At 61.9% G+C, this 24,765-nt stretch carries 18 protein-coding genes; 8 read left to right on the forward strand and 10 right to left on the reverse strand.

All coding sequences use genetic code 11. From position 1 onward, the window contains the following. Nucleotides 1–7 precede the first annotated feature (7 nt). Together BM317_RS03615 and BM317_RS03620 are read left to right on the forward strand one after the other, a co-directional pair. Nucleotides 8–1,090, forward strand: coding sequence for a scabin-related ADP-ribosyltransferase (locus tag BM317_RS03615; protein WP_139197821.1), 1,083 nt, complete (start codon nt 8–10; stop codon nt 1,088–1,090). Between the two features lie 570 nt (nt 1,091–1,660). After that, nucleotides 1,661–2,743 carry a scabin-related ADP-ribosyltransferase gene (locus BM317_RS03620; RefSeq protein WP_139236007.1) on the forward strand — a complete coding sequence of 361 codons (1,083 nt, stop codon included), beginning with the start codon at nt 1,661–1,663 and terminating at the stop codon, nt 2,741–2,743. A 320-nt stretch (nt 2,744–3,063) separates the two neighbouring features. Here the strand turns inward: BM317_RS03620 and BM317_RS03625 are convergent, their stop codons facing one another. Next, on the reverse strand, nt 3,064–3,375 hold the full coding sequence (locus tag BM317_RS03625; RefSeq protein WP_092473119.1) for a YqfO family protein: 312 nt from the start codon (nt 3,373–3,375) through the stop codon (nt 3,064–3,066). A 4-nt stretch (nt 3,376–3,379) separates the two neighbouring features. Next, complete coding sequence (purL, locus tag BM317_RS03630) at nt 3,380–7,276, reverse strand: phosphoribosylformylglycinamidine synthase (RefSeq protein ID WP_092473120.1); 3,897 nt, start codon at nt 7,274–7,276, stop codon at nt 3,380–3,382. A gap of 288 nt (nt 7,277–7,564) precedes the next feature. Here purL and mltF point away from each other — a divergent pair, with 288 nt between their 5' ends. Continuing rightward, the gene (gene mltF / locus BM317_RS03635; protein WP_092166284.1) at nt 7,565–9,025 is read left to right on the forward strand and encodes a membrane-bound lytic murein transglycosylase MltF; all 1,461 of its coding nucleotides are present in this window, start codon (nt 7,565–7,567) and stop codon (nt 9,023–9,025) included. A 215-nt stretch (nt 9,026–9,240) separates the two neighbouring features. On the opposite strand, the gene pdxJ is transcribed toward mltF, so the two are convergent. The 8 genes from pdxJ to lptF all read right to left on the reverse strand — a co-directional run bounded on the left by pdxJ (nt 9,241) and on the right by lptF (nt 17,642). Further along, the gene (gene pdxJ, locus BM317_RS03640; RefSeq protein WP_092166282.1) at nt 9,241–9,984 is read right to left on the reverse strand and encodes a pyridoxine 5'-phosphate synthase; all 744 of its coding nucleotides are present in this window, start codon (nt 9,982–9,984) and stop codon (nt 9,241–9,243) included. A 49-nt stretch (nt 9,985–10,033) separates the two neighbouring features. Beyond that, entirely contained in the window at nt 10,034–10,723 is a 690-nt protein-coding gene (gene recO / locus BM317_RS03645; protein WP_092166280.1) for a DNA repair protein RecO, read from the reverse strand. A gap of 86 nt (nt 10,724–10,809) precedes the next feature. Further along, nucleotides 10,810–11,712 (reverse strand): GTPase Era, encoded by a 903-nt coding sequence (era, locus tag BM317_RS03650; RefSeq protein WP_079303829.1) that lies wholly within the window; start codon nt 11,710–11,712, stop codon nt 10,810–10,812. Next, complete coding sequence (gene rnc, locus BM317_RS03655) at nt 11,705–12,394, reverse strand: ribonuclease III (RefSeq protein WP_092166278.1); 690 nt, start codon at nt 12,392–12,394, stop codon at nt 11,705–11,707. The genes era and rnc overlap by 8 nt, the downstream gene beginning before the upstream one ends. A 184-nt stretch (nt 12,395–12,578) precedes the next feature. Continuing rightward, nucleotides 12,579–13,433 (reverse strand): signal peptidase I, encoded by an 855-nt coding sequence (gene lepB / locus BM317_RS03660; protein ID WP_092166276.1) that lies wholly within the window; start codon nt 13,431–13,433, stop codon nt 12,579–12,581. A 5-nt stretch (nt 13,434–13,438) separates the two neighbouring features. Continuing rightward, nucleotides 13,439–15,238, reverse strand: a complete 1,800-nt coding sequence (gene lepA, locus BM317_RS03665) for a translation elongation factor 4 (protein WP_060740809.1) — start codon at nt 15,236–15,238, stop codon at nt 13,439–13,441. A 228-nt stretch (nt 15,239–15,466) separates the two neighbouring features. Continuing rightward, entirely contained in the window at nt 15,467–16,528 is a 1,062-nt protein-coding gene (gene lptG / locus BM317_RS03670) for an LPS export ABC transporter permease LptG (protein WP_072408974.1), read from the reverse strand. Next, the gene (lptF, locus tag BM317_RS03675) at nt 16,521–17,642 is read right to left on the reverse strand and encodes an LPS export ABC transporter permease LptF (RefSeq protein WP_092166274.1); all 1,122 of its coding nucleotides are present in this window, start codon (nt 17,640–17,642) and stop codon (nt 16,521–16,523) included. The genes lptG and lptF overlap by 8 nt, the downstream gene beginning before the upstream one ends. Nucleotides 17,643–18,097: 455 nt before the next feature. Between lptF and BM317_RS03680 the strand changes: the two genes are divergently transcribed. The 5 genes from BM317_RS03680 (at nt 18,098) to rlmF (ending at nt 24,714) form a co-directional block, all read left to right on the forward strand. Further along, entirely contained in the window at nt 18,098–19,588 is a 1,491-nt protein-coding gene (locus BM317_RS03680; protein WP_092473122.1) for a leucyl aminopeptidase, read from the forward strand. Nucleotides 19,589–19,648: 60 nt separating this feature from the next. Beyond that, nucleotides 19,649–20,077, forward strand: a complete 429-nt coding sequence (locus BM317_RS03685; RefSeq protein WP_092166272.1) for a DNA polymerase III subunit chi — start codon at nt 19,649–19,651, stop codon at nt 20,075–20,077. An 8-nt stretch (nt 20,078–20,085) separates the two neighbouring features. Then, nucleotides 20,086–20,463 carry a DNA polymerase III subunit chi gene (locus BM317_RS03690; RefSeq protein WP_092166270.1) on the forward strand — a complete coding sequence of 126 codons (378 nt, stop codon included), beginning with the start codon at nt 20,086–20,088 and terminating at the stop codon, nt 20,461–20,463. A 120-nt stretch (nt 20,464–20,583) separates the two neighbouring features. Further along, nucleotides 20,584–23,430: a valine--tRNA ligase gene (locus tag BM317_RS03695; protein WP_092473124.1), complete on the forward strand. Its 2,847-nt coding sequence runs from the start codon at nt 20,584–20,586 to the stop codon at nt 23,428–23,430. A 258-nt stretch (nt 23,431–23,688) separates the two neighbouring features. Then, nucleotides 23,689–24,714 (forward strand): 23S rRNA (adenine(1618)-N(6))-methyltransferase RlmF, encoded by a 1,026-nt coding sequence (rlmF, locus tag BM317_RS03700; RefSeq protein ID WP_092166266.1) that lies wholly within the window; start codon nt 23,689–23,691, stop codon nt 24,712–24,714. The last annotated feature ends 51 nt before the right edge of the window (nt 24,715–24,765 follow it).

Genomic DNA, 24,765 nt, shown 5'->3' on the forward strand with positions numbered 1-24,765 from the left:
CCACATCATGAGTAGAAGCAGCGGTTTTATACGGGCGGCGACTGTCGCCATGGTATTGGCAGGCACCTGGCAAGCGAACCCCAATGCGTGGGCAACGACCCAGGACTCGGCGCAGAAGGATGAACCCTGGTATCAGGCCTGGCTTCAGGTCACTGCGGACTCGACTGTGGATATCCGCGCGACCAACCCTTCCTTGCGCTGGCGGACCGACATGGACACGCTCTATCGGGGCGACACCACCAACCAGGGGCTAGAAGCTTTCCGGGACGGCCTGTTGCCTAAATCCGTCAACTTCCCGGAGAGCGAATGGATGTACAACTGGTTCGGCCATGGGGCGGGCGCCCAACGGTCGGTCTACAGCAGTACGACCCGCAGCCAGCGTATCGCCCAGAGCTTCGCCAATGAATGGGTGTTCGAGTTCAAGGCGCCCCACGGAATCGACCAGACGCAATCAGGCGGGCCAATTCCTTCGGAGGAAGAGATCAGCTACCCCGGTGGCGTCAAGGGAAGCTTTATCAAGCAGGCCTGCAAGAAAACCGATCCGGGCGATTGCGTCGCGAACCCGGACTACCGCGAACCCACTGGCCACGAGACGATGCAGGAGATTGCCGCAACCCGCATCGATTGGAACAGGCTCGTGCCTGTCGAAGGCCTGGACTGGGTAACGAACAAGCAATCCCTATGGGCGGTAGGCTCTGCGAAGATCAATCCGGTGCAGGGTGCGGATGCGCTGGCCCACGGATTGCGGGGCTGGAATTCATTGCCACCGGATCTGCGCTTGGCGACGACCCCGGAGTCTAATCTTGCGCATTCGCTCGTCATGGCCTTCCGTGATTATAGCGATGCCAAGATCTGGGCTGTCACGGAAGCGGAAAACGGCGGCTGGGTGTACGAAGTCAAGCCCAACAGCGTTGCCGTGGATTTGTCCGGGCGCTACACCGGTAACCGTGAAGGCGCGTACGCATTCATCGGCGGTATCAAGGGCGGGCTGTTGATGAACGCACGCCGCTTCGAGAAAGGCGTCAGTGAACCGGTCGAATGCATCGGCATCGAGAAGGAAGCCTGCCGCCTCGAGAATCGTCATCAATAGACGGGCGGGCTAGGTAGAGCCTCTGTGGAAGCAAGCTCCCTCACCACGGGCCCAGTGTTCTACCGGGATTCTTGTATTCGTCTTTCGATTTATCGCGAGCAAGCTCGCTCCCACAGTGGCTGGGTGTTGTTCACAAAACCTGTGATCGACACCTGCCTCTTGTGGGAGCGAGCTTGCTCGCGATGAGGCCGGCACTTATTGCATCAAGTCCAGATCTGTACCCAACCGAAAATTTAGCGAGCGCCTCCAAGACAAAACCCTAGATTAAAAGTCATCAAGCAGAACCTCACAACTGTCATAAATAACAGGTAACGGACAAACCAGACGGATTACAACCAACAACACAACCTGATTATTCGCCAACGCATTCAACTGAGCCGCTTGTTACAAAATCAGACGTTACAGCGCAGAACAGTCAACTATCCTTACCCCCACGCAGTAAACCAAGGCGCACCCCAGCGGTGCCATCGAACTGCGCAACAGGTAGTTAAACTGTCAATTCGAAGAATATGTCGTAACGAAGTATGTGATTCGATTGGCGTCCTCGTTTCAAGCTGAGGTGTCCAAATCATGAGTAGAAGCAACGGTTTTGTACGGGTGGCGGCTGTCGCCGTGGTAACGGCAAGCGCCTGGCAAGTGGCCCCGAATACGTGGGCCGCGACTCAGGACTCGGTGCAGAAAGATGAACCCTGGTATCAGGCCTGGCTGCAGGTCACCGCGGATTCGAGCGTGGATATCCGCAAGACCGTACCCTCGTTACGCTGGCGTACCGACATGGATACGCTCTATCGAGGAGATACAACGGGTCAAGGCCTCAATGCCTTCCGGGACGGGCTACTGCCCAAGGCCGTGGGCTTCCCCGAGAATGAATGGAAATACGACTGGTACAGTCATGGGGGCGGGATCGCAAAATCGATATACAGCAGCACAACGCGCAGTAAGTCCATCGCCGAGCACTACGCCAGCGAATGGCTGTACGAACTCCATGCCCCCCATGGCGTCGATCAGCCGCTATCGGGAGGGCATTTTCCCAGCGAGGAGGAAATCAGCTTCCCAGGCGGTGTAAAGGGGCGCTTCATCAAAAATGCCTGCCGGGCACCCGATTTTACCGAATGCGTAACTAACCCAAACTACCGTGAACCCACTGGCCGCGAGACGAGGCTGGAGATCGCTGCAATGTCCATCGAGTGGAACCGAGTGGTGCCTCCGGAGGGCCTGGCATGGATAACGAACAAGCAGTCCCTCTGGGCAGTCGGCTCTACGACAATCAATCCCACGCAGGGAGCGGATGCGCTGGCCCGAGGGCTACGGGCCTGGAACTCTCTGACACCGAATCTGCGACAATCGATCTGGCCGGAGTCCCCTCTGGCTCAATCGGTCGTTGTGGCATTCAGCGATTATAGCGAAGCCAAGTTCTGGGCAACCCAAGAAGCCGCCAACGGGGGCTGGGTCTATGAAGTCAGGCCCAACAGCGTGGCAGTAGATTTATCGGTACGTAACGTAGGTTCGCGTGAAGGCGCCTTCGCATTTATTGGCGGTATCAAAGGAGGCCTATTGATGAACGCCCGCCGCTTCGAGAAAGGCGTCAGTGAACCAGTCGAGTGCATTGGCATCGAGAAGGAAGCCTGCCGCCTCGAGAACCGGCATCAATAGACGGGCGGGCTAGGTAGAGCCTCTGGGGAGCGGGCTTGCTCGCGAAAAGGCCAGTACATCCAACATCAATGCAAGCTGACCCGACGCCTTCGCGGGCAAGCCCGCTCCCACAGTTGATTGGCGTCGAGCACCTATTTCGGGCCCACTGGAGATCCCATGTGGGAGCGAGCCTGCTCGCGATAGCGGGGGTTCAGTCAACATTGATTTTGCTGACCCAACGCTATCGCGAGCAAGCTCACTCCCACAGCTTCCGGGTTCGCTGGAACCAATAAAAAACCCGCTGATTCAATCAGCGGGTTTCTCATTCGACGAGCGAAGAATCAGAAATCCTCCAACCGCCACACTTCATAGGCCGGCGTCTCGTAGGGATGGCTCTGCTTCAAAGCCTTCACCACCCCTTCGATCAAATCATCGGCCACCACAAGCTCGACTTTCCATTCCTCAACCTGCTCGACCTGGCCCGCCTCGCCAATGAACGGCTCGCTGCCGTCCAACGGGCGAAACTGGCCCAGGCCCAACACTTGCCAGGCACAGTGGTCATAGTCGCCGATTCGCCCGCCACCGGCAGCGAATACAGCGCTTTTGACCTCGTCCACGTGACTGGCCGGGACGAAGAAGCAGAGCTTGTACACCGTCTCAGTTCACCCAGACGCGGGCGTTGCGGAACATGCGCATCCAGGGCGCGTCTTCGTTCCAGTCGTCCGAACGCCACGAGTTCTGCACCGCGCGGAACACCCGCTCCGGGTGCGGCATCATGATCGTGACGCGGCCGTCGCGGCTGGTCAGGCCGGTGATCCCGCGCGGCGAGCCGTTCGGGTTGGCCGGGTAGGTTTCGGTGACCTTGCCGTGGTTGTCGACAAAACGCAGCGACACGCAACCGGACAGGTCGGCTTCGAGCAGGGCTTCTTCGCTTTCGAACTCCGCATGGCCTTCGCCGTGGGCGATGGCGATCGGCATGCGCGAACCGGCCATGCCCTGAAGGAAGATCGAGTTCGACTCCTGGACCTGGACCATCGCCACGCGCGCTTCGAACTGCTCGGAACGGTTACGCACGAAGTGCGGCCAGAATTCGCTGCCCGGGATCAGCTCGTGCAGGTTGGACATCATCTGGCAACCGTTGCACACGCCGAGGGTGAAGCTGTCGGTGCGTTCGAAGAACCCCTGGAACGCGTCGCGGGCGCGACTGTTGAACAGCGCCGACTTGGCCCAGCCCTCACCGGCACCGAGCACGTCGCCGTAGGAGAAACCGCCGCAGGCGACCATGCCCTTGAAGTCGTTCAGGTCGACACGACCGGCCAGGATGTCGCTCATGTGCACGTCGATCGCGTTGAAACCGGCGCGGTCGAACGCTGCCGCCATCTCCACCTGGCCGTTGACGCCCTGCTCGCGCAGGACCGCCACTTGTGGGCGAATGCCTTTCTTGATGTAGGGCGCCGCCACGTCGTGGTTGACGTCATAGCTGAGCTTGGCGCTCAGGCCCGGGTTGTCTTCTTCCAGCAGCGCGTCGAACTCCTGCTCGGCACACTCGGCGTTGTCGCGCAGGCGCTGGATCTGGTAGCTGGTTTCAGCCCACTGACGCTGCAACAGACTGCGCTGGCCTTCGAAGACGGTGTCGCCGTTGAAGGTGATGTTGATGTGAGCGTTGTTGATCGGCTGGCCGATCACCGAGACGCAATCGGCCAGGCCGGCGGCGCTGAACTGGGCGAGGATGTCCGGGGTGGCGTCCTGGCGAACCTGGATCACCGCACCCAGTTCTTCGTTGAACAGGATGGCCGGGATTTCAGCCGTGGACTCGGCCACGCTGTCGAGGGTCAGGCTCAGGCCACAGTGACCGGCGAAGGCCATTTCCACCACGGTGGTCAGCAAACCACCGTCGGAACGGTCGTGGTAGGCCAGCAGGTGACCGTCGGCGTTCAGGCCCTGGATGACGGCGAAGAACGCCTTCAGGTCTTCGGCATCGTCGACGTCCGGCGCCTGCGAACCGAGCTTGCCATGCACCTGGGCCAGGATCGAGGCGCCCATGCGGTTCTGGCCACGGCCCAGGTCGATCAGGATCAGGTCGGTGGTGCCCTTGTCCATGCGCAGTTGCGGGGTCAGGGTCTGGCGGATGTCGGTGACCGGGGCGAAACCGGTCACGATCAGCGACAGCGGCGAGGTCACGCTCTTGTCCACGCCTTCGTCGTTCCAGCGCGTGGCCATGGACATGGAGTCCTTGCCCACCGGAATGGTGATGCCCAGTTCCGGGCACAGCTCCATGCCGACAGCCTTGACGGTGTCGTACAGGCGCGCGTCTTCACCCGGGTGACCGGCGGCGGACATCCAGTTGGCCGACAGCTTGATGTCGGAAATCTTGCCGATGCGCGAAGCCGCGATGTTGGTCAGGGTCTCGCCGATCGCCATGCGGCCCGAGGCCGGGGCATCCAGCAGCGCCAGCGGCGTGCGCTCGCCCATGGCCATGGCTTCGCCGGTGTAGACGTCGAAGCTGGTGGCGGTCACGGCCACGTCGGCCACCGGCACCTGCCATGGACCGACCATCTGGTCACGGGCCACGAGGCCGGTGATGGTGCGGTCACCGATGGTGATCAGGAAGCTCTTGCTCGCCACGGCCGGGTGATGCAGTACACGCTCGATGGAATCGGCGAGGTCGAGTGTCGATGGATCGAAATCATCCCCCAGCTCCGCTTCGCGAACGGCCGAACGGTGCATGCGCGGGGCCTTGCCCAGCAGCACTTCCAGCGGCATGTCCACCGGGCTGTTGCCGAAGTGGCTGTCGGTGACGGTCAGTTGCGGCTCGGCGGTGGCTTCACCCACTACCGCGAACGGGCAGCGCTCGCGCTCGCAAATGGCCTGGAAGCGTTCGAAGTCGGCTGGGCCGACCGCCAGGACGTAACGCTCCTGGGATTCGTTGCTCCAGATTTCGTGCGGGGCCATGCCCGGCTCGTCGTTCGGAATGTTGCGCAGTTCGAAGCGACCACCGCGACCACCGTCGTTGACCAGTTCCGGGAAGGCGTTGGACAGGCCGCCGGCGCCGACGTCGTGGATGAAGCTGATGGGGTTGTGTTCACCCAACTGCCAGCAACGGTCGATGACTTCCTGGCAACGGCGTTCCATTTCCGGGTTTTCCCGCTGGACCGAGGCGAAGTCCAGGTCGGCCGAGCTGGTGCCGGTGGCCATGGAGGAAGCCGCGCCGCCACCCAGGCCGATCAGCATGGCCGGGCCGCCGAGGACGATCAGCTTGGAGCCGACCAGGATCTCGCCTTTCTGCACGTGTTCGGCGCGGATGTTGCCCATGCCACCCGCGAGCATGATCGGCTTGTGGTAACCACGGACTTCCTCACCACGGGGGGTGGTGATGGACTGTTCGAAGGTACGGAAGTAGCCGGTCAGGGCCGGACGGCCGAATTCGTTGTTGAACGCCGCGCCCCCCAGGGGACCTTCGATCATGATGTCGAGGGCGTTGACGATGCGCTCAGGCTTGCCGTAGGGCTTTTCCCACGGCTGTTCGAAGCCCGGGATCTGCAGGTTCGACACGGTGAAGCCGGTCAGGCCGGCCTTGGGCTTGGCACCGCGCCCGGTGGCGCCTTCGTCGCGGATCTCGCCACCGGAACCGGTGGACGCGCCCGGGAACGGCGCAATGGCGGTCGGGTGGTTGTGGGTCTCGACCTTCATGAGGATGTGCACCGGCTCCTGGACCGCACCGTACTGGCGGGTCTCGGGGTTCGGGTAGAAGCGACCGGCAACGTTGCCGACGATCACCGCCGCGTTGTCCTTGTAGGCCGACAGCACACCTTCGTTATGCATCTGATAGGTGTTCTTGATCATGCCGAACAGGCTTTTTTCCTGGCTCTGGCCGTCAATGTCCCAACTGGCGTTGAAGATCTTGTGGCGACAGTGCTCGGAGTTGGCCTGGGCGAACATCATCAGTTCGATGTCGTGCGGGTTGCGCTTCAAGCCCTGGAAGGCGTTGACCAGGTAATCGATCTCGTCTTCGGCCAGGGCCAGGCCCAGTTCGGCGTTGGCGTTTTCCAGTGCGGCACGGCCGCCGCCCAGTACGTCGATGGCCGTCAGCGGCTTGGGTTCGGCGTGGCTGAACAGACCGGCGGCCTGCTCCAGGTTGCCCAGCACGACCTGGGTCATGCGGTCATGCAGGCCTTCGGCGATCAACTGGGCCTCGGCCTCGCTGAACTCACCGGCGACATAAAAGGCAATGCCGCGCTCCAGGCGCTGGATCTTCGCCAGGCCGCAATTGCGGGCGATGTCGCTGGCCTTGCTCGACCACGGCGAAATGGTGCCGAAACGCGGCAGCACCAGGAACAGGCGACCGGCCGGCTCCTGGACAGGAACACTGGGGCCGTACTTCAGAAGGCGCGCGAGCACCTGCTGTTCGTCGCCGGTCAAACCGCCGGTGACTTCGGCGAAGTGAGCGAATTCAGCATACAAGCCACTGACAGCCGGAACCTTTTGGCTCAGTTGCTCAAGGAGTTTGCTGTGGCGAAAGGCAGAAAGGGCAGGAGCGCCGCGCAGGATCAACATCTTCGGGACAGCCTCGGGAAGGGGGTGTGCTTTGAGGCCGTGCATTCTAGCCTAAACCGCCGGCAACGGCACCCGAAACGGCACGCACGGTGCTGGCCGAATGTCGGTCTTTGCGCATGCGGGGGTATTGGGGCCCCGTACCAAGGTTCGTGCAGAGATATTTTTCAGCGGCGCAAAGCCCGCCACACCCCGGCCGGCCGGTGTTGCGGACATGTTTTGCAACCGCTAGCAGACTGGCCTTTTGCTGTCGAGATATGGCGGTAGGGGCCGTTTGCGTATACTGCGCAGATGTTTTCCCCAACGGCTTTGCGTCCGCGATATGCCAAATGGCTGATCGCAACCGGACTCTTCCTGGTGCTCAGTGGTTGTGTTGAGAAACCCAACACACTGGAGCGCGTAAAGGAGGATGGCGTGCTGCGGGTGGTTACCCGAAACAGCCCTGCCACCTACTTCCAGGATCGCAACGGTGAAACCGGCTTCGAGTACGAGCTGGTGAAGCGCTTCGCCGACGATTTGGGGGTGGAGCTGAAGATCGAGACCGCTGACAACCTCGACGACCTGTTCAGCCAGATCGGCAAGCCCAACGGCCCGGTATTGGCGGCCGCAGGCCTGGTCAGCAGCGAACAGCGCAAGAAGCAGGTGCGGTTTTCCCACGCCTACCTGGAAGTCACCCCGCAGGTCATCTACCGCAATGGCCAGTCACGCCCCACCGACGCGGCCGCCCTGGCGGGCAAGAAGATCATGGTGCTCAAGGGCAGCAGCCACGCCGAACAGCTGGCGCAGCTGAAACAGCAATACCCGGGCATCGAATACGAAGAGTCCGACGCGGTTGAAGTGGTCGACCTGCTGCGCATGGTCGACGAGGGCCAGATCGACCTCACCCTGGTGGATTCCAACGAAGTGGCGATGAACCAGGTGTACTTCCCCAACGTGCGCGTGGCCTTCGACCTGGGCGATGCCCGCAACCAGAGCTGGGCCGTGGCCCCTGGTGAAGACAACAGCCTGCTCAACGAGATCAACAGCTACCTCGACAAGGTGCAGAAGAACGGCACGCTGCAACGCCTCAAGGACCGCTACTACGGCCACGTCGATGTCCTCGGCTACATGGGCGCCACCACGTTCGCCCAGCACCTGCAACAACGCCTGCCCAAATACGAACAGCACTTCAAGGCCTACGCCAAGAAAGAGAAAGTCGACTGGCGCCTGCTGGCCGCGATCGGCTATCAGGAATCGCTGTGGCAACCGGCGGTCACGTCCAAGACCGGCGTGCGCGGCCTGATGATGCTGACCCAGAACACCGCCCAGGCCATGGGCGTGTCCAACCGCCTGGACCCGAAGCAAAGCATCATGGGCGGCGCCAAGTACCTGGCCTACATGAAGGACCAACTGGACGAAAGCATCCAGGAGCCCGACCGCACCTGGTTCGCCCTGGCGGCCTATAACGTCGGCAGCGGCCACCTGGACGACGCCCGCAAACTGGCGGCCAAGGAAGGGCTGAACCCGGACAAGTGGCTGGATGTGAAGAAGATCCTGCCGCGCCTGTCCCAGAAACAGTGGTACAGCAAGACCCGCTACGGCTACGCCCGGGGCGGCGAGCCCGTGCATTTCGTGGCGAACATCCGTCGCTACTACGACATCCTGACCTGGGTGACGCAACCGCAGCTCGAAGGCGACCAGGTGGCCGAGGGCAACCTGCACGTGCCGGGTGTGGACAAGAGCAAGCCGAACCAGGAATCCCCGCAGCTCTGAAGCTGTACACCATCCCGATGCTGTGATGAATCTGTGGCGAGGGGATTTATCCCCGTTGGGCTGCGCAGCAGCCCCAAAGCAGTCAACTCAATCTGCCTGACACACCGAGGCGCCAGATTTTAGGGCCGCTTCGCAGCCCAACGGGGATAAATCCCCTCGCCACAATCAATCAAGCAGGCCTTAAATGAGCAGGCACATTGAGTTATGTGGTGGCATCAGGCTTTCGCGGCAGCCAGGATCAGCGCTTTCATTTCCGCCACCGCCGACTTGAACCCGACGAACAACGCATGGGCCACCAGCGCGTGGCCGATGTTCAGCTCGTTGATGCCCTTGATGGCCGCGACGGCTTCGACGTTGTGGTAGTGCAGGCCATGGCCGGCGTTGACGATCAAGCCCTGGGCCAGGCCAAAGGCGACGCCATCGGCGACCCGCTGCAGCTCGTCGGCCACCTCGGTGGGGGTTTCGGCATCGGCGTAACGACCGGTGTGCAGTTCGATGGCCGGGGCGCCGACCCGCTTGGATGCTTCGATCTGCCGTTCGTCGGCATCGATGAACAGCGATACCTCGGCACCGATCTTCGACAGGCGTTCCACCGCCAGGCTGATCCGCGATTCCTGCCCCGCTACGTCGAGGCCGCCTTCGGTGGTCAGTTCCTGGCGCGTCTCCGGCACCAGACAGATGTGCGCCGGGCGGATGAGCTCAGCGAACGCCATCATTTCTTCGGTCACGCCCATTTCGAAGTTCATGCGGGTTTGCAGCACGTCCTTGAGCAGCAGCACGTCGCGCTCCTGGATGTGGCGACGGTCTTCACGCAGGTGCACGGTGATGCCGTCGGCACCCGCCTCTTCCGCGTCCAGCGCGGCCTTGACCGGATCCGGGTAGCGCGTACCGCGGGCCTGGCGCAGGGTGGCGACATGGTCGATGTTCACGCCGAGAAGAATGCGATTGCTGGTGCTCACAAAAAGGCTCCTGAAGGGACAGATAGTCGGCCCACAGCATACGGGTTGATCAGGGCTTGCGAAACAGCTCGCGACTGACCAGGGGCCGACCGCCCAGGTGCACGGCCAGGGCTTGGCGCATCAGCCGCTTGGCCGCCGACAAGGCGCCCGGCGCGCTCCAGTCGGCCTCGGCCATGGCCAGCAGCTCGGCGCCATTGAACAGCCCCGGTTGCAGCAGGTAGACCCGCTCCAGGCCAGCATCCACTTGCAAACGGTAGAGGCCGTCGGCGGCGATGGGCTCGCCGTGCAGGTCGGCGCTCAAGGCGAAGCCATAGCCCAGGTCATCCAGCAGCCGCCATTCGAACGAACGCAGCAGCGGCTCCAGCGGACGGCCTTCTGCCAGGGCCAGCAGCGTGGCGGCGTAGTGGTCGAAGACGGCCGGGTGAGGATCTTCGGCGGGCAGCAAGCGGATCAGCAATTCATTGAGGTACAAGCCGCTGAACAACGCCTCGCCATTGAGCCAGGCGGCGACGCCGTTGCTTTCCATGCGCCCGACGTTCTTCAACTCGCCCCGCCCGCGAAATTCGACTTCCAGCGGCACGAAGGGCCGTGCCAGCGTCCCCGCTTTGCCCCGCGCCCCCCGCAACACCGCCCGCAGCCGCCCTTGGGGCGTGAGGAAGTCCACCAGGGCGCTGCTTTCACGGTAGGCGCGGCTGTGGAGGACGTAGGCGGATTGGCCGGTGGGTTGGGTTGGGGACATGGAAATGGAGTCTCGCTGACGGAGCACAATTTTATAAACGACCCCAAGCCCGCTCCCACAAGGTCCGTGGTGTACTGCCGGATGGATTACAGGTCGCCGTAACCCAACGAACGCAACGCACGCTCGTCATCGGACCAGCCGCCCTTCACCTTGACCCACAGGTTGAGCATGATCTTGGAGTCGAACAGCAGCTCCATGTCCTTGCGCGCCTCGGTGCCGATGCGCTTGATGCGCTCGCCCTTGTCGCCAATGATGATTTTCTTCTGGCCATCACGTTCGACGAGGATCAATGCATGAATGTGCAGGGTCTTGCCCTGTTGCTTGAACTCTTCGATCTCGACCGTGATCTGGTACGGCAGCTCGGCGCCCATCTGGCGCATGATTTTCTCGCGCACCAGCTCGGCGGCGAGGAAACGGCTGCTGCGGTCGGTGATCTGGTCTTCAGGGAAGAAATGATCGTTTTCCGGCAGGTGTTCGGCAATCACCCGCTCCAGCGCGTCGAGGTTATGGCCATGCTGGGCAGAGATCGGGATGATCTGGGCATTGGGCAACTGCTCCTGCAACCAGGCCAGGTGCGGCATCAGTTCAGCCTTGTCTTCGATGCGATCGGTCTTGTTCAACGCCACGATCAACGGCCCTGTCACGTACTGGACACGCTCGAGGACCATCTGGTCTTCTTCGGTCCATTTGGTGCGGTCGACCACGAAGATCACCACGTCGACGTCTTTCAACGCCGCCGAGGCAGTCTTGTTCATGTAGCGGTTCAAGGCCTTTTCGCCACCCTTGTGCATGCCCGGGGTGTCGACGTAGATCGCCTGCACGGCGCCTTCGGTCTTGATACCCAGCATGTTGTGGCGGGTGGTCTGGGGCTTGCGCGAGGTGATCGCCAGTTTCTGGCCCAGGATGTGGTTCAGCAGCGTGGACTTGCCCACGTTCGGCCGACCGACAATGGCGACATAGCCGCAGCGGGTGACGGTTGTATCAGTCATTGCCATTCTCCACGCCCAGGGCGATCAGTGCTGCGGCGGCCGCTACCTGTTCGGCAATACGACGACTCACACCCTGACCCCGGCTTTTTTCATTCAGTAGGACAACTTCGCATTCGACGAAGAAGGTTCGGCAATGCGGCTCACCCTGGATATCCACCACTTCGTAGCGCGGCAGTTCGCAACTGCGCGACTGTAGGAACTCCTGCAAACGGGTCTTGGGATCCTTGTTGGTGTCCACCAGCGTCAGGCTGTCGATCTCGGAAGTCAGCCAGGCCAGCACGCGTTCGCGCGCCATGTCCATGCCTGAGTCCAGGTAGATCGCGCCAATCAACGCTTCCAGGGCATCGGCCAGGATCGACTCGCGACGGAAACCGCCGCTTTTCAATTCACCGGAGCCCAGGCGCAGGTAATCGCCCAGGTCGAAACCACGGGCCAGCACGGCCAGGGTCTCACCTTTTACCAATCGCGCGCGCAAACGCGACAACTGGCCTTCGCGGGCCAGCGGGAAGCGTTCGAACAGCGCCTCGCCGGCCACGAAGTTGAGGATGGCATCACCGAGGAATTCCAGGCGCTCGTTGTTGCGCCCGGCAAAACTGCGGTGAGTGAGGGCCAGGAGCATCAGGTCCGGGTCCTTGAAGGTGTAGCCGAGCTGACGCTCGAGACGGCTTAGAGAAACGCTCACGGTTTACCCACGCTGAGTTCGTGGCTGGATTCCACCGCCACGGTGGCAAGGCACCGTTGGCTTGGGACAATTAACGCTGTGTTCAAAAATGACGTCCTGACTATCGTTGGCTTCATGCCTCCGGGCAACCCTGTGCAGGCTCCAGAAAAGCATTCGGCGCTGTGTTCAACAGCGCCGTGTGGGATTACTTGATCAAGCCAACCCGCGAGAAATTCGGCAGGTGGCTGAGTTTGGGTTCCGGCCAGCTCATCCAGACCGCAAAGGCCTTGCCGACGATGTTTCGGTCCGGGACCATGCCCAGCAGGTCCTTGGGAATGTTCGGATCATCCCAGTAACGGCTGTCGTTGGAGTTGTCGCGGTTGTCGCCCATCATGAAATAGTGCCCCGCCGGCACGGTCCACGAACGGTCCGGCGTTGCGCGGTAGCGGCTCATTTCCTTGCGGATCAGGTGTTCGGCCTCGCCGAGCTTTTCCCGGTAGAGTTCGGCACTGCCCAGCGTACCCGGCTCGGAGCCGAGCAATTGTTCAGCCACCGATTCGCCATTGACGAACAGACGCTTGTCGGCGGTGTAGCGGATCGTGTCGCCCGGCAAGCCGACCACCCGCTTGATGTAGTTGACGTTCGGGTCGCTCGGGAAGCGGAACACCATGACATCGCCGCGTTGCGGATCACCCACCTCGATGACTTTCTTGTCGATCACCGGCAGGCGGATCCCGTAGGAGAACTTGTTCACCAGAATGAAATCGCCCACGTCCAGGGTCGGCTTCATCGAACCGGACGGGATCTGGAACGGCTCCACCAGGAACGAACGCAGCACCAGCACGATGAACAGCACCGGGAAGAACGACTTGCCGTATTCGACCAGCAGCGGTTCCTTGTTGAGCTTTTCGATCACCACACCATCAGGCTGGCTGACGCTGCCCTGATAAGAGGCGATGGCCGCCCGGCGCCGAGGCGCCAGGAACAACAGATCAAGCAACGCCAACAGGCCGCAGACGAATACGGCGATAACCAGCAACAGCGGGAAATTTAGCGACATAGGACCTAACTATCCAACCTGAGCACCGCAAGGAAGGCTTCCTGTGGAATTTCCACGTTACCGACCTGCTTCATGCGTTTTTTACCGGCCTTCTGCTTTTCCAACAGCTTGCGCTTACGGCTGACGTCGCCGCCGTAGCATTTGGCCAATACGTTCTTTCTGAGCGCCTTGACGGTTGTACGCGCCACAATCTGCCCGCCAATGGCGGCCTGGATTGCCACATCGAACATCTGCCGCGGAATCAGTTCCTTCATCTTCTCGGTCAATGCACGACCTTTGTAGTGCGCGTTGTCACGGTGCACGATCAATGCCAGGGCATCGACTTTCTCACCGTTGATCAGCACATCCAGTTTCACCAGATTAGCCGATTGGTAACGATCGAAATGATAGTCCAGCGAAGCATAGCCGCGACTGGTGGATTTGAGGCGGTCGAAGAAGTCCAGCACCACTTCGTTCATCGGCAGGTCGTAGGTCACCTGGACCTGCGTGCCGAGGAACAGCATGTCGTGTTGTACGCCGCGTTTCTCGATGCACAGGGTAATGACGTTACCCAGGTGCTCCTGAGGCACAAGGATGTTGGCCCGCACGATCGGTTCGCGCATGTCCTCGATGGCCGACAGGTCCGGCAGCTTGGACGGGTTGTCGACGTAGAGGGTTTCGCCGTTCTTGAGCAGCAGCTCGAAGATTACCGTCGGTGCCGTGGTGATCAGGTCCAGGTCGTATTCGCGCTCCAGGCGCTCCTGGATGATTTCCATGTGCAACATGCCCAGGAACCCGCAGCGGAAGCCGAAGCCCAGGGCGTCGGAGCTTTCCGGGGTGTACTGCAGGGAGGAGTCGTTCAGGGTCAGCTTTTGCAGGGCTTCGCGGAAATCCTCGAAGTCGTCGGAGCTGACCGGGAACAGGCCGGCATAGACCTGCGGCTGGATGCGTTTGAAACCGGGCAGCACATCGACGTCGGGGGTGGAGCTCAAGGTCAGGGTGTCACCGACCGGCGCCCCGTGGATGTCCTTGATGCCGGCGATGATGAAGCCCACTTCGCCGGCCTTCAGGTCGACGGTGGCGGTATGTTTCGGGTTGAAGACCCCGACGCTGTCCACCAGGTGGATCTTGCCGGTGGACTTGACCAGGATCTTGTCGCCCTTCTTCACGCGGCCATGGCGCACGCGTACCAGGGAGACTACACCCAGGTAGTTGTCGAACCAGGAGTCGATGATCAACGCTTGCAGCGGATCTTCGATGTTGCCGGTTGGCGCAGGAATGGTGGTGACCAGGCGTTCGAGCACTTCATCCACGCCCAGGCCGGTCTTGGCACTGCAGGTGACCGCGTCGGTGGCATCGATGCCAATGATTTTCTCGATTTCTTCCTTCACGCGGTCCGGATCGGCCTGGGGCAGGTCGATCTTGTTCAGCACCGGCATGACTTCCAGACCCTGCTCGATGGCCGTGTAGCAGTTGGCGACCGACTGGGCCTCGACGCCCTGGCCGGCATCGACCACCAGCAATGCACCCTCGCAGGCCGCCAGCGACCGGCTGACTTCATAGGTGAAGTCGACGTGACCCGGGGTATCGATGAAGTTCAGCTGATAGGTGACGCCGTCGCGGGCCTTGTAATACAGGGTAACGCTGTGGGCCTTGATGGTGATCCCGCGCTCACGCTCGAGGTCCATGGAGTCCAGGACCTGGGCTTCCATTTCACGCTCGGCCAGGCCGCCGCACATCTGGATGAAGCGATCAGCCAGCGTCGACTTGCCATGGTCAATGTGGGCGATGATGGAGAAATTGCGGATATGACTCAAATCACTCACGGATCAACACTCAAAAAGGCTGCAGGCATGGCCCGCCGAAAAATAGCCGGGAATTGTACCTGATACAGACGCCATTGTGGCGAGGGGATTTATCCCCGCTGGGCTGCGAAGCAGCCCTCGACCTATCAACCCTGGCGATGCGCCAGGGAGGATGCTGGGTACTGCTGGGCAGTCCAACGGGGATAAATCCCCTCGCCACATGAAGCCTGCTCGCCACAAGAATTGGGGTCAACCCGCCCTGCGCAGCAACCAGAGCCCGGCCAACGCGCAGACAGCCGCGGGGACCAGCACCGCAAACAGCGGCGAGAAACCAAACACCAGGCTCGACGGCCCCAGCAGATCCTGGGCGATACGGAAGGTGAAGCCCACCAGCACGCCGGTAAACACTCGTTGACCAAGGGTCACCGAACGCAGCGGGCCGAAAATGAAGGAAATCGCCATCAACACCAGAGCGGCGGTGACCAGCGGTTGCAACACCTTGACCCAAAAAGCCAGCCAGTAGCGGCCATTGTTCAGGCCCTGGTCCGCCAGATAGTGGATATAGCCCCACAAACCGGTAATCGACAGCGATTCCGGCGCCATCACCACGGTGCTGAGCAGCTGCGGGCTGATCGACACGTCCCAACGCTCTTGCGGGGCAGCGACCACCTCGGTGCGCTTGTCATGGAACAGGGTGGTGGTGACATCACTCAGTTGCCAGTGGTCCTCGGCGAAATTCGCGCGCTTGGCGAAGCTCGCTGACAGCATGTGCCGCTGGTCGTCGAAACGATAGCGGGTCACGCCATAGAGGATGCCATTGGGCTGGACCGAGTTGATGTGGATGAACTCGTCACCCTGGCGGTGCCACAGGCCGTGCTTGGCGCTTTGCGCATCACCGCCGCCCTGGGCCAGGGAACGGTTGGCCTGGGCGGTGTTCTCGGTGGCCGGGGCGATGTATTCGCCGATCAACACACCCACCAGCATCAGCACCAGCATCGGCTTCATCACCGCCCAGACGATCCGACCAATGGACACGCCTGCGGCGCGCATGATGGTCAGCTCGCTGTTGCTGGCCAGGCTGCCCAGGCCGATCAGGCAGCCGATCAGCGCCGCCATCGGCAGCATGTCGTACAGGCGCCGAGGCGCGGTCAGCAGCACGTAGCTCGCCACGTCCGTCAGGGTATAGGTGTCGCTGACGTCGCTCATTTCATCGATGAAGGCAAACAGGGTCGCCAGGCCAAGGATGATCCCCAGCACCGCGAGAATCGCCATGAACACACTGCTGCCGATGTAGCGGTCGAGTTTAACCACGGGCCACCTCCAGCGCGCTGCGGCGACTGGCCAGTTTCAGGCGCAGGGGTTCCCAATAGAGCAGCCCCAGGCCAATGGCCAGGAAGATGCCATGCACCCACCACAAGCCCAGCGTCGGCGGGATCTTGCCCTTCTCCAGGGCGCCGCGGGCGGAAATCAGGATGGTCAGGTAAGCCATATACAGGAGAATCGCCGGCAGCAACTTGAGGAAACGGCCCTGGCGCGGGTTGACCCGCGACAGCGGGACCGCCATGAGGGTCACGATGAACACCAGCAGCGGCAACGACAGGCGCCATTGCAGCTCGGTGCGGGCACGGATGTCCTTGTTGCCCAACAGGCTGGCGGTGGGCATCGCGTCGCGATCGGTGACTTCGTCGCTGACCTCGGGCTTGGGCAACAGCACACCATAGGTGTCGTACTTGATGGCCCGGTAGTCGGCCTGCCCCGGCTTGCCATCGTAGCGATAGCCATTATGCAGGATCAGGTAGCGGTTGCCGTCGGGGTTGATTTCCTGCCGGCCCTTCTCGGCCACCAGCACGGAAATACCACGGTCCTTCTTGCTGTCCGAAGACAGGTTCTTTTGCGTAATGAAGACGCCGCCCAGGTCGATCCGGTCATCCGAGAGCTGTTCGGTGTAGGTCACCCGCGTGCCGTCGCGCAGGGCCTGGAAACGCCCTGGCACCAGGGTGTCGAATTCGGTCATGGCGTCCTGCTGGTTGATCAGCAGCTGGAATTGGTTGGCGCCCTGGGGCGACAGGCTCAGGCTCAGCCAGGCCACCACCAGCGCCACCAATGTGGCCGGGAACAGGGTCATGCGAAACAGCCGTTGCTGGCTCATGCCGGTGGCCGACAGCACGGTCATTTCACTGTCCAGGTACAGCCGCCCATAGGCCAGCAAAATACCGAGGAACAACCCCAGCGGCAGGATCAATTGCAGGAAGCCCGGCAGGCGGAACCCCATGATCAGGAACAGGGAGCCCGGATCCAGGGCACCGGAGGCCGCCTGGGCAAGGTATTTGATGAAGCGTCCGCTCATGATGATGACCAGCAGCACGGCGCTCACGGCGCTCAGGGTCAGCAGGACTTCGCGGGATAGATAACGAAAGACGATCACACCAGACACTCCAGGGTTGTCAGGCTGGGTTTTGTATGAAAAGTGCCTGCGCGACGATCATGCTGCGTTGAAAACAGGCTCGGAATGCTCATTGACAGCCAGTCAACTCCGCTTCCTCGCCTGTTTTCGCCTTGCCTGATCGCCGCTCGGCGACTTTTCATACAAACCCTTAAGGCGGCCAAACAAGCAAACGTATCGAGCCGGTCCGCCAACGCGAACCGCCGAAAAAAGAGCCGCATTATCCTGTGATTGGAGGCGCCTGTCACTTCGCACGCTTTAAACCGGTGCTTAAAGCCAAAAGTTAGCGCCGTCGAGGGTTGTCAGGCTCGGCCGCCGGGGTTCAAACTGCGGCCTTTGTCGCCGGCAAGCACCGGCGCTTCTATATAGAAGAAGCTCGCTCAGCGCGCCATTGTGTCGGCGCCTGGCCTCTTGACCATTCACTCAGGGAACCGGACATGGAACTGGTTGTAAAAAGCGTCAGCCCAGAAACGTTGAAAACCGCCACGCTGGTGGTTGCCGTCGGTGAAAACCGCAAGCTCGGCGTCGTCGCCACCCAGCTCGACAGCCTGAGCGGCGGTGCCATCAGCGCCGTGCTCAAGCGCGGCGACCTGGCCGGCAAGGTCGGCCAGAGCCTGCTGCTGCACAGCCTGCCCAACCTCAAGGCCGATCGGGTGCTGCTGGTGGGCGTGGGCAAGGACGCCGAATTGGGCGACCGTCCGTTCCGTAAAACCATCGCTGGCGTGTTGGGCACCCTCAAGGGCCTGGGCGGCGCCGATGCCGTCCTGGCGTTGGACGAGTTGGTGGTCAAGGGTCGCGACAGCTACGGCAAGAACCGCCTGCTGGCGGAAACCCTGGTGGACGGCGAATACCAGTTCGACCAGTTCAAGAGCCAGAAAGCCGAACCCCGCGCCCTGAAGAAAATCACCCTGCTGACCATCAAGGCCGCCCAGGCTGAAGTCCAGCGCGCCGTGACCCACGCCACCGCGATTGCCAACGGCATGGCCTTCACCCGTGACCTGGGCAACCTGCCGCCGAATATCTGCCACCCGACGTTCCTCGGCGAACGAGCCAAGGCACTGGGCAAGGAGTTCAAGGGCCTGAAGGTCGAGGTCTTCGACGAGAAGAAGATCAAGGACCTGGGCATGGGTTCGTTCTATTCCGTCGGCCAGGGCAGCGCCCAGCCGCCGCGCCTGATCGTCATGCAATACAACGGCGGCAGGAAGTCCGAGAAGCCATATGCGCTGGTTGGCAAGGGCATCACCTTCGACACTGGCGGCATCAGCCTCAAGCCAGGCGCCGGCATGGATGAAATGAAGTACGACATGGGCGGTGCCGCGAGCGTGTTCGGCACCCTGCGCGCCGTGCTCGAACTGCAATTGCCGATCAACCTGGTGTGCATCCTGGCCTGCGCCGAGAACATGCCCAGCGGCACCGCCTCGCGTCCGGGCGACATCGTCACCACCATGAGCGGCCAGACCGTGGAAATCCTCAACACCGATGCCGAAGGCCGCCTGGTGCTGTGTGACGCCCTCACCTACTCCGAGCGCTTCAAGCCGCAAGCGGTGATCGATATCGCCACCCTGACCGGCGCCTGCGTCGTCGCCCTCGGTGCCCACACCTCGGGCCTGCTGGGCAACAACGACGAACTGATCGGCCAATTGCTCAGCGCCGGCCAGCAAGCCGACGACCGCGCCTGGCAGTTGCCTTTGTTCGACGAGTACCAGGAACAACTGGACAGCCCGTTCGCCGACATCGCCAACATCGGCGGCCCGAAAGCCGGGACCATCACCGCGGCCTGCTTCCTGTCGCGTTTCACCAAGAACCTGAACTGGGCGCACCTGGACATCGCCGGCACGGCCTGGACCAGCGGCGGCAAGGACAAAGGCGCCACCGGCCGCCCAGTGCCCCTGCTGACCCAGTACCTGCTGGACCGCGCCAAGGCCTGACACCAATGACCGTCGTTGGCGTCACCCTCGGGTGGCGCCAGCGGCGGCTCAGGAACCGCAATGACCAAAGTCGATTTCTATATCCTGCCCAGCGCCGATCCGTCGGCGCGGCTGGATTTCGCCTGCAAGCTCGTCGAAAAGGCCTGGCGCATGGGGCACCGCATCTACCTGCATTGCAGCGATGCCGCCCAGCGCGATGACCTGGACGCACGCCTATGGGCTTTCAAGGGCGAGAGTTTCGTGCCCCACGGCCCGGCCGAAAGCGAACCCGAGGGGCTGATCGTACTGGGACTGGGAGATGACTGCGGCCATCATCAGGACCTGTTGGTCAACCTCGACCTGAAAGTACCGGCCTTTGCCCAGCGCTTCGCCCGCGTGGCGGAAGTGGTGGTGGAAGATCCGGCCATCCGACAAGCCGCGCGGGAGAGTTTCCGTTTCTACCGCGAACAGGGCTATCCTCTGCAAGACCACCGTTTACAGCGACTCTGAGCCCTACGATGGACACTCCAAAATCGCCACAAAAGCCCGCGCACCTGTTGGACGACCTCGAGTCGATCCGCCAGTTGCTCGGCGACGACAACCTGCAACCGCCACTGCTGACCGATACGGTCGTGCCCGAGCCGGTGCATGACGAGCAGATTCCCCTGCTGTTCGATCCGATCAACGGCCAGCCCGAACCCGAGCCTGCCGCCAAGACCGAAGCCAAGGGCCCCGACGCCCTGCTGCACCTGGACCGCGAATTGCGCGCTGCGGCGCAGTTGATCATGCAAGACGTCATCGACGACTTCGCCCCGCACATCGAAACCGAGATCAAGCGCCGGCTGGAGGCAAGGATGGAGCGGCTCGTCGCCGCAGCTACGAGCGGCAAGCTTTAAGCTGCAAGCAAAAGCAAAAGCCGGATCCCTCTTGCAGCTTGCAGCTTGTGGCTTGTACCTGCCCCCCCCGCTATACTTCCCGGCTTTTCCTGAATAAATGCCAATAGGGTCCCGCCGCGCATGGATAAGACCTACCAGCCGCACGCCATTGAAACTTCCTGGTACAACACCTGGGAGTCCGAGAATTATTTCGCTCCGCAAGGTGCGGGCGATTCCTACACCATCATGATCCCGCCGCCGAACGTCACCGGCAGCCTGCACATGGGCCACGGCTTCAACAACGCGATCATGGACGCCCTGATCCGTTTCCGCCGCATGCAAGGTCGCAACACCCTGTGGCAACCGGGTACCGACCACGCCGGTATCGCCACGCAGATGCTGGTGGAACGCCGCCTCGAAGCCCAAGGCCAGAATCGCCACGACCTGGGGCGCGAGAAATTCCTCGAGAAAGTCTGGGAATGGAAAGATGAGTCCGGTGGCAACATCAGCCGCCAGATCCGTCGCCTCGGCTCGTCCGTGGACTGGAGCCGCGAGCGCTTCACCATGGACGACGGTCTTTCGGAAGCGGTGAAGGAAGCCTTCGTGCGCCTGCATGAAGACGGGCTGATCTATCGCGGCAAGCGCCTGGTCAACTGGGACACCAAGTTGCACACGGCCATTTCCGACCTCGAAGTGGAGAACCACGACGAGAAAGGTTTCCTGTGGAACCTCAAGTACCCCCTGGCCGACGGCGCCAAGACCGCCGAAGGCAAGGATTACCTGATCGTCGCCACCACGCGTCCGGAAACCATGCTGGGTGACGCCGCCGTGGCGGTAAACCCGAACGACGAGCGCTACCAGGCACTGATCGGCAAGTTCGTCGAGCTGCCCCTGGTTGGCCGTCGCATCCCGATCATCGGCGACGATTACTGCGACCCTGAATTCGGCACCGGCTGTGTGAAAATCACCCCAGCCCATGATTTCAACGACTACGAAGTCGGCAAACGCCACAACCTGCCGCTGCTGAACATCTTCGACAAGAACGCCAACGTGTTGCCGGCGGCCCAGGTGTTCAACCTCGACGGCACGCTGAATGAAAGCGTCGACGGCACGCTGCCGGCCGAATACGCCGGCCTGGACCGCTTCGAGGCGCGCAAGCAGATCGTCGCGGCATTCGAGGCCGCCGGCCTGCTGGTCAGCGTCGACGATCACGCCCTGAAAGTCCCGAAAGGCGACCGCTCCGGCACCATCATCGAGCCGTGGCTGACCGACCAGTGGTACGTGTCCACCAAACCGCTGGCCGAGCCGGCGATTGCCGCCGTGGAAGACGGCCGCATCCAGTTCGTGCCCAAGCAATACGAAAACATGTACTTCTCGTGGATGCGCGACATCCAGGATTGGTGCATCAGCCGTCAGCTGTGGTGGGGCCATCGCATCCCGGCCTGGTACGACGAATCGGGCAAGGTCTATGTCGGCCGCGATGAAGCCGAAGTCCGCGCCAAGCACAACCTCGGTCCGGACGTCGCCCTGACGCAGGACAACGACGTCCTCGACACCTGGTTCAGCTCGGGGCTGTGGACCTTCTCGACCTTGGGCTGGCCGCAACAGACCGAGTTCCTGAAGAAATTCCACTCCACCGACGTGCTGGTCACCGGCTTCGACATCATTTTCTTCTGGGTCGCCCGGATGATCATGTTGACCATGCACCTGGTGAAGAACGAAGACGGTACCCCGCAAGTACCGTTCAAGACGGTCTACGTTCATGGCCTGGTGCGCGACGGCCAGGGCCAGAAGATGTCCAAGTCCAAGGGCAACGTCCTGGACCCGCTGGACATCATCGACGGCATCGACCTGGAAACCCTGGTGCAGAAACGCACCTCCGGCCTGATGCAGCCGAAACTGGCGAAGAAGATCGAGAAGGCCACCCGCGAAGAATTCGCCGAGGGCATCGCCAGCTACGGCACCGATGCCCTGCGTTTCACTTTCTGCTCGCTGGCGTCCACCGGTCGCGACATCAAGTTCGACATGGGTCGCGTCGAAGGCTATCGCAACTTCTGCAACAAGATCTGGAACGCCGCGCGCTACGTGCTGGACAAGGGCGAAGACTGCGGCCAGAACGGCGAAGCCTACGAGCTGACCCTGGCCGATCGCTGGATCATTTCCCAGTTGCAACGCACCGAAGCCGAAGTGACCCGCCAACTGGACCAGTTCCGTTTCGACCTGGCCGCACAAGCCTTGTACGAGTTCATCTGGAACCAGTACTGCGACTGGTACCTGGAGCTGTCCAAGCCGGTGCTGTGGGACGAGAACGCACCGGTCGAGCGCCAGCGCGGCACCCGCCGCACCCTGGTTCGCGTGCTGGAAGTGGCCCTGCGCCTGGCGCATCCGTTCATGCCGTTCATCACCGAGGAAATCTGGCAGCGCATCGCACCGCTGGCGGGCATCCAGGGCAAGACGATCATGCTGCAACCGTGGCCGGTGGCCAACGAGACCCGCATCGATCCGGCAGCCGAGGACGACATCGAATGGCTCAAGACCTTCATGCTGGGCCTGCGTAACATCCGCGCCGAAATGAACATCGGCCCGGGCAAGCCGCTGACCCTGTTCCTGAAGAATGCCAGCGCCGAAGACCTGCGCCGCCTCAACGAAAACGAAGCGCTGCTCAAGAAGCTGGCGAAGCTCGAGTCGGTGACGGTGCTGACCGCCGGCGAAGAAGCGCCACTGTCGGCCACCGCCCTGGTCGGCGAGATGGAAGTGCTGGTGCCGATGGCTGGCCTGATCGACAAGGCCGCCGAACTGGCGCGCCTGGACAAGGAAATCCTGCGCCTGAAGGGTGAAGTGCAGCGGGTTGGTGGCAAGCTGTCCAACGCCGGTTTCGTCGACAAGGCTCCAGCCGAAGTCATCGAGAAGGAACGGGCCAAACTGGCCGAGGCCGAACAGGCCCTGGGCAAGCTGGCCGAGCAGCATGGGCGGATCTCCAGCCTGTAACGGCGGTTCGTCACTGAAGAAGGAGGCCCTGGTGGCCTCCTTTTTTTCTGCCTGGCACTTTCCTATTCATGCTGAGCCCCCCTAATGTGGGAGCGAGCTTGCTCGCGATAGCGGAGGGTCAGCTTGCATCAAAGCTGGATGTGTCGCCGCCATCGCGAGCAAGCTCGCTCCCACATTTGAACTGCGCAGTCATCAAGACCAGTCTGGATGTGGGACAATACCCGCCACTTTTTGAGCCATCCCCGAATCGACCCGCCAATGACCGCCCCCCGCACACCCAAACCTGCACGCCAGAAGCCCAAGTCCACCACCGAGGCCAAAGCCGTGGCGCCGCGGGAAAAGGCCAGCCTACATCCACGCAACCGTCACCAGGGCCGCTACGACTTCCCGGCGTTGATCAAGTCCACGCCTGAATTGGCCAAGTTCGTGATCATCAACCCCTACGGCAAGGAAAGCATCGACTTTGCCAGCCCCGACGCGGTGCGGGTGTTCAACCGGGCGCTGCTCAAATCCTTCTATGGCATCGCCCATTGGGACATTCCGGCCGATTACCTGTGCCCGCCGGTGCCCGGTCGCGCCGACTATGTGCATTTCCTCGCCGATTTGCTCGCCAGCCATAACGACGGAGAGATCCCTCGGGGTGCGGCGGTGAAGGTGCTGGACATCGGCACCGGCGCCAACTGCGTCTATCCGTTGATCGGCTACAGCGACTACCGCTGGCACTTCCTCGGCTCGGAGATCGACCCGACCGCCATTGCCTCGGCCAAGGCCATCGTCCAATCCAATGGTTTGAACAAGGCCATCCAGTTGCGCCAGCAAGCCAACCGCAAGCAGATCCTCCTGGGCCTGCTGGAAGATGGCGAACGGTTCGACCTGACGATGTGCAACCCGCCGTTCCACGCCTCCCTGGAAGAGGCCACCAAGGGCAGCCAGCGCAAGTGGCGGGCACTGGGCAAGGCCGATCCGAAGCGCAAGCTGCCGGTGCTGAATTTTGGCGGCCAGGCCGCGGAGTTGTGGTGCGAGGGCGGGGAAGCGCGATTCGTCACGCAATTGATCAGCGAAAGCGCACAATTGGCCAGCCAAGTGTTGTGGTTCAGCACCCTGGTGTCGAAGGTGTCGAACCTGCCGGCGATTCAGGCCGCGCTGAAAAAGGCCGGGGCGCTGCACAGCCACGTGGTGGAGATGTCCCAGGGCCAGAAGCAGAGTCGTTTCGTGGCCTGGACCTTCCAGACCGAGGCCCAGCAACAGGCGTGGCGCCAGGCGCGTTGGGTTCGCAAGGGCTGAATCGGCATAGCGCTCACCACCAATCCTTCAGCCAGCAAAAGAACCCTGTGG

The sequence above is a fragment of the Pseudomonas sp. NFACC24-1 genome (assembly GCF_900115235.1).
Taxonomy (GTDB): Bacteria; Pseudomonadota; Gammaproteobacteria; order Pseudomonadales; family Pseudomonadaceae; genus Aquipseudomonas; species Aquipseudomonas fluorescens_AA.

Excerpts from the sequence above, each read along its gene's own strand:
- BM317_RS03615 (WP_139197821.1), top strand. The coding sequence starts at position 8 with ATGAGTAGAAGCAGCGGTTTTATACGGGCGGCGACTGTCGCCATGGTA.
- BM317_RS03620 (WP_139236007.1), top strand. The coding sequence starts at position 1,661 with ATGAGTAGAAGCAACGGTTTTGTACGGGTGGCGGCTGTCGCCGTGGTA.
- purL (WP_092473120.1), bottom strand. The coding sequence starts at position 7,276 with ATGTTGATCCTGCGCGGCGCTCCTGCCCTTTCTGCCTTTCGCCACAGC.
- mltF (WP_092166284.1), top strand. The coding sequence starts at position 7,565 with ATGTTTTCCCCAACGGCTTTGCGTCCGCGATATGCCAAATGGCTGATC.
- recO (WP_092166280.1), bottom strand. The coding sequence starts at position 10,723 with ATGTCCCCAACCCAACCCACCGGCCAATCCGCCTACGTCCTCCACAGC.
- era (WP_079303829.1), bottom strand. The coding sequence starts at position 11,712 with ATGACTGATACAACCGTCACCCGCTGCGGCTATGTCGCCATTGTCGGT.
- lepB (WP_092166276.1), bottom strand. The coding sequence starts at position 13,433 with ATGTCGCTAAATTTCCCGCTGTTGCTGGTTATCGCCGTATTCGTCTGC.
- BM317_RS03680 (WP_092473122.1), top strand. The coding sequence starts at position 18,098 with ATGGAACTGGTTGTAAAAAGCGTCAGCCCAGAAACGTTGAAAACCGCC.
- BM317_RS03685 (WP_092166272.1), top strand. The coding sequence starts at position 19,649 with ATGACCAAAGTCGATTTCTATATCCTGCCCAGCGCCGATCCGTCGGCG.
- BM317_RS03690 (WP_092166270.1), top strand. The coding sequence starts at position 20,086 with ATGGACACTCCAAAATCGCCACAAAAGCCCGCGCACCTGTTGGACGAC.
- BM317_RS03695 (WP_092473124.1), top strand. The coding sequence starts at position 20,584 with ATGGATAAGACCTACCAGCCGCACGCCATTGAAACTTCCTGGTACAAC.
- rlmF (WP_092166266.1), top strand. The coding sequence starts at position 23,689 with ATGACCGCCCCCCGCACACCCAAACCTGCACGCCAGAAGCCCAAGTCC.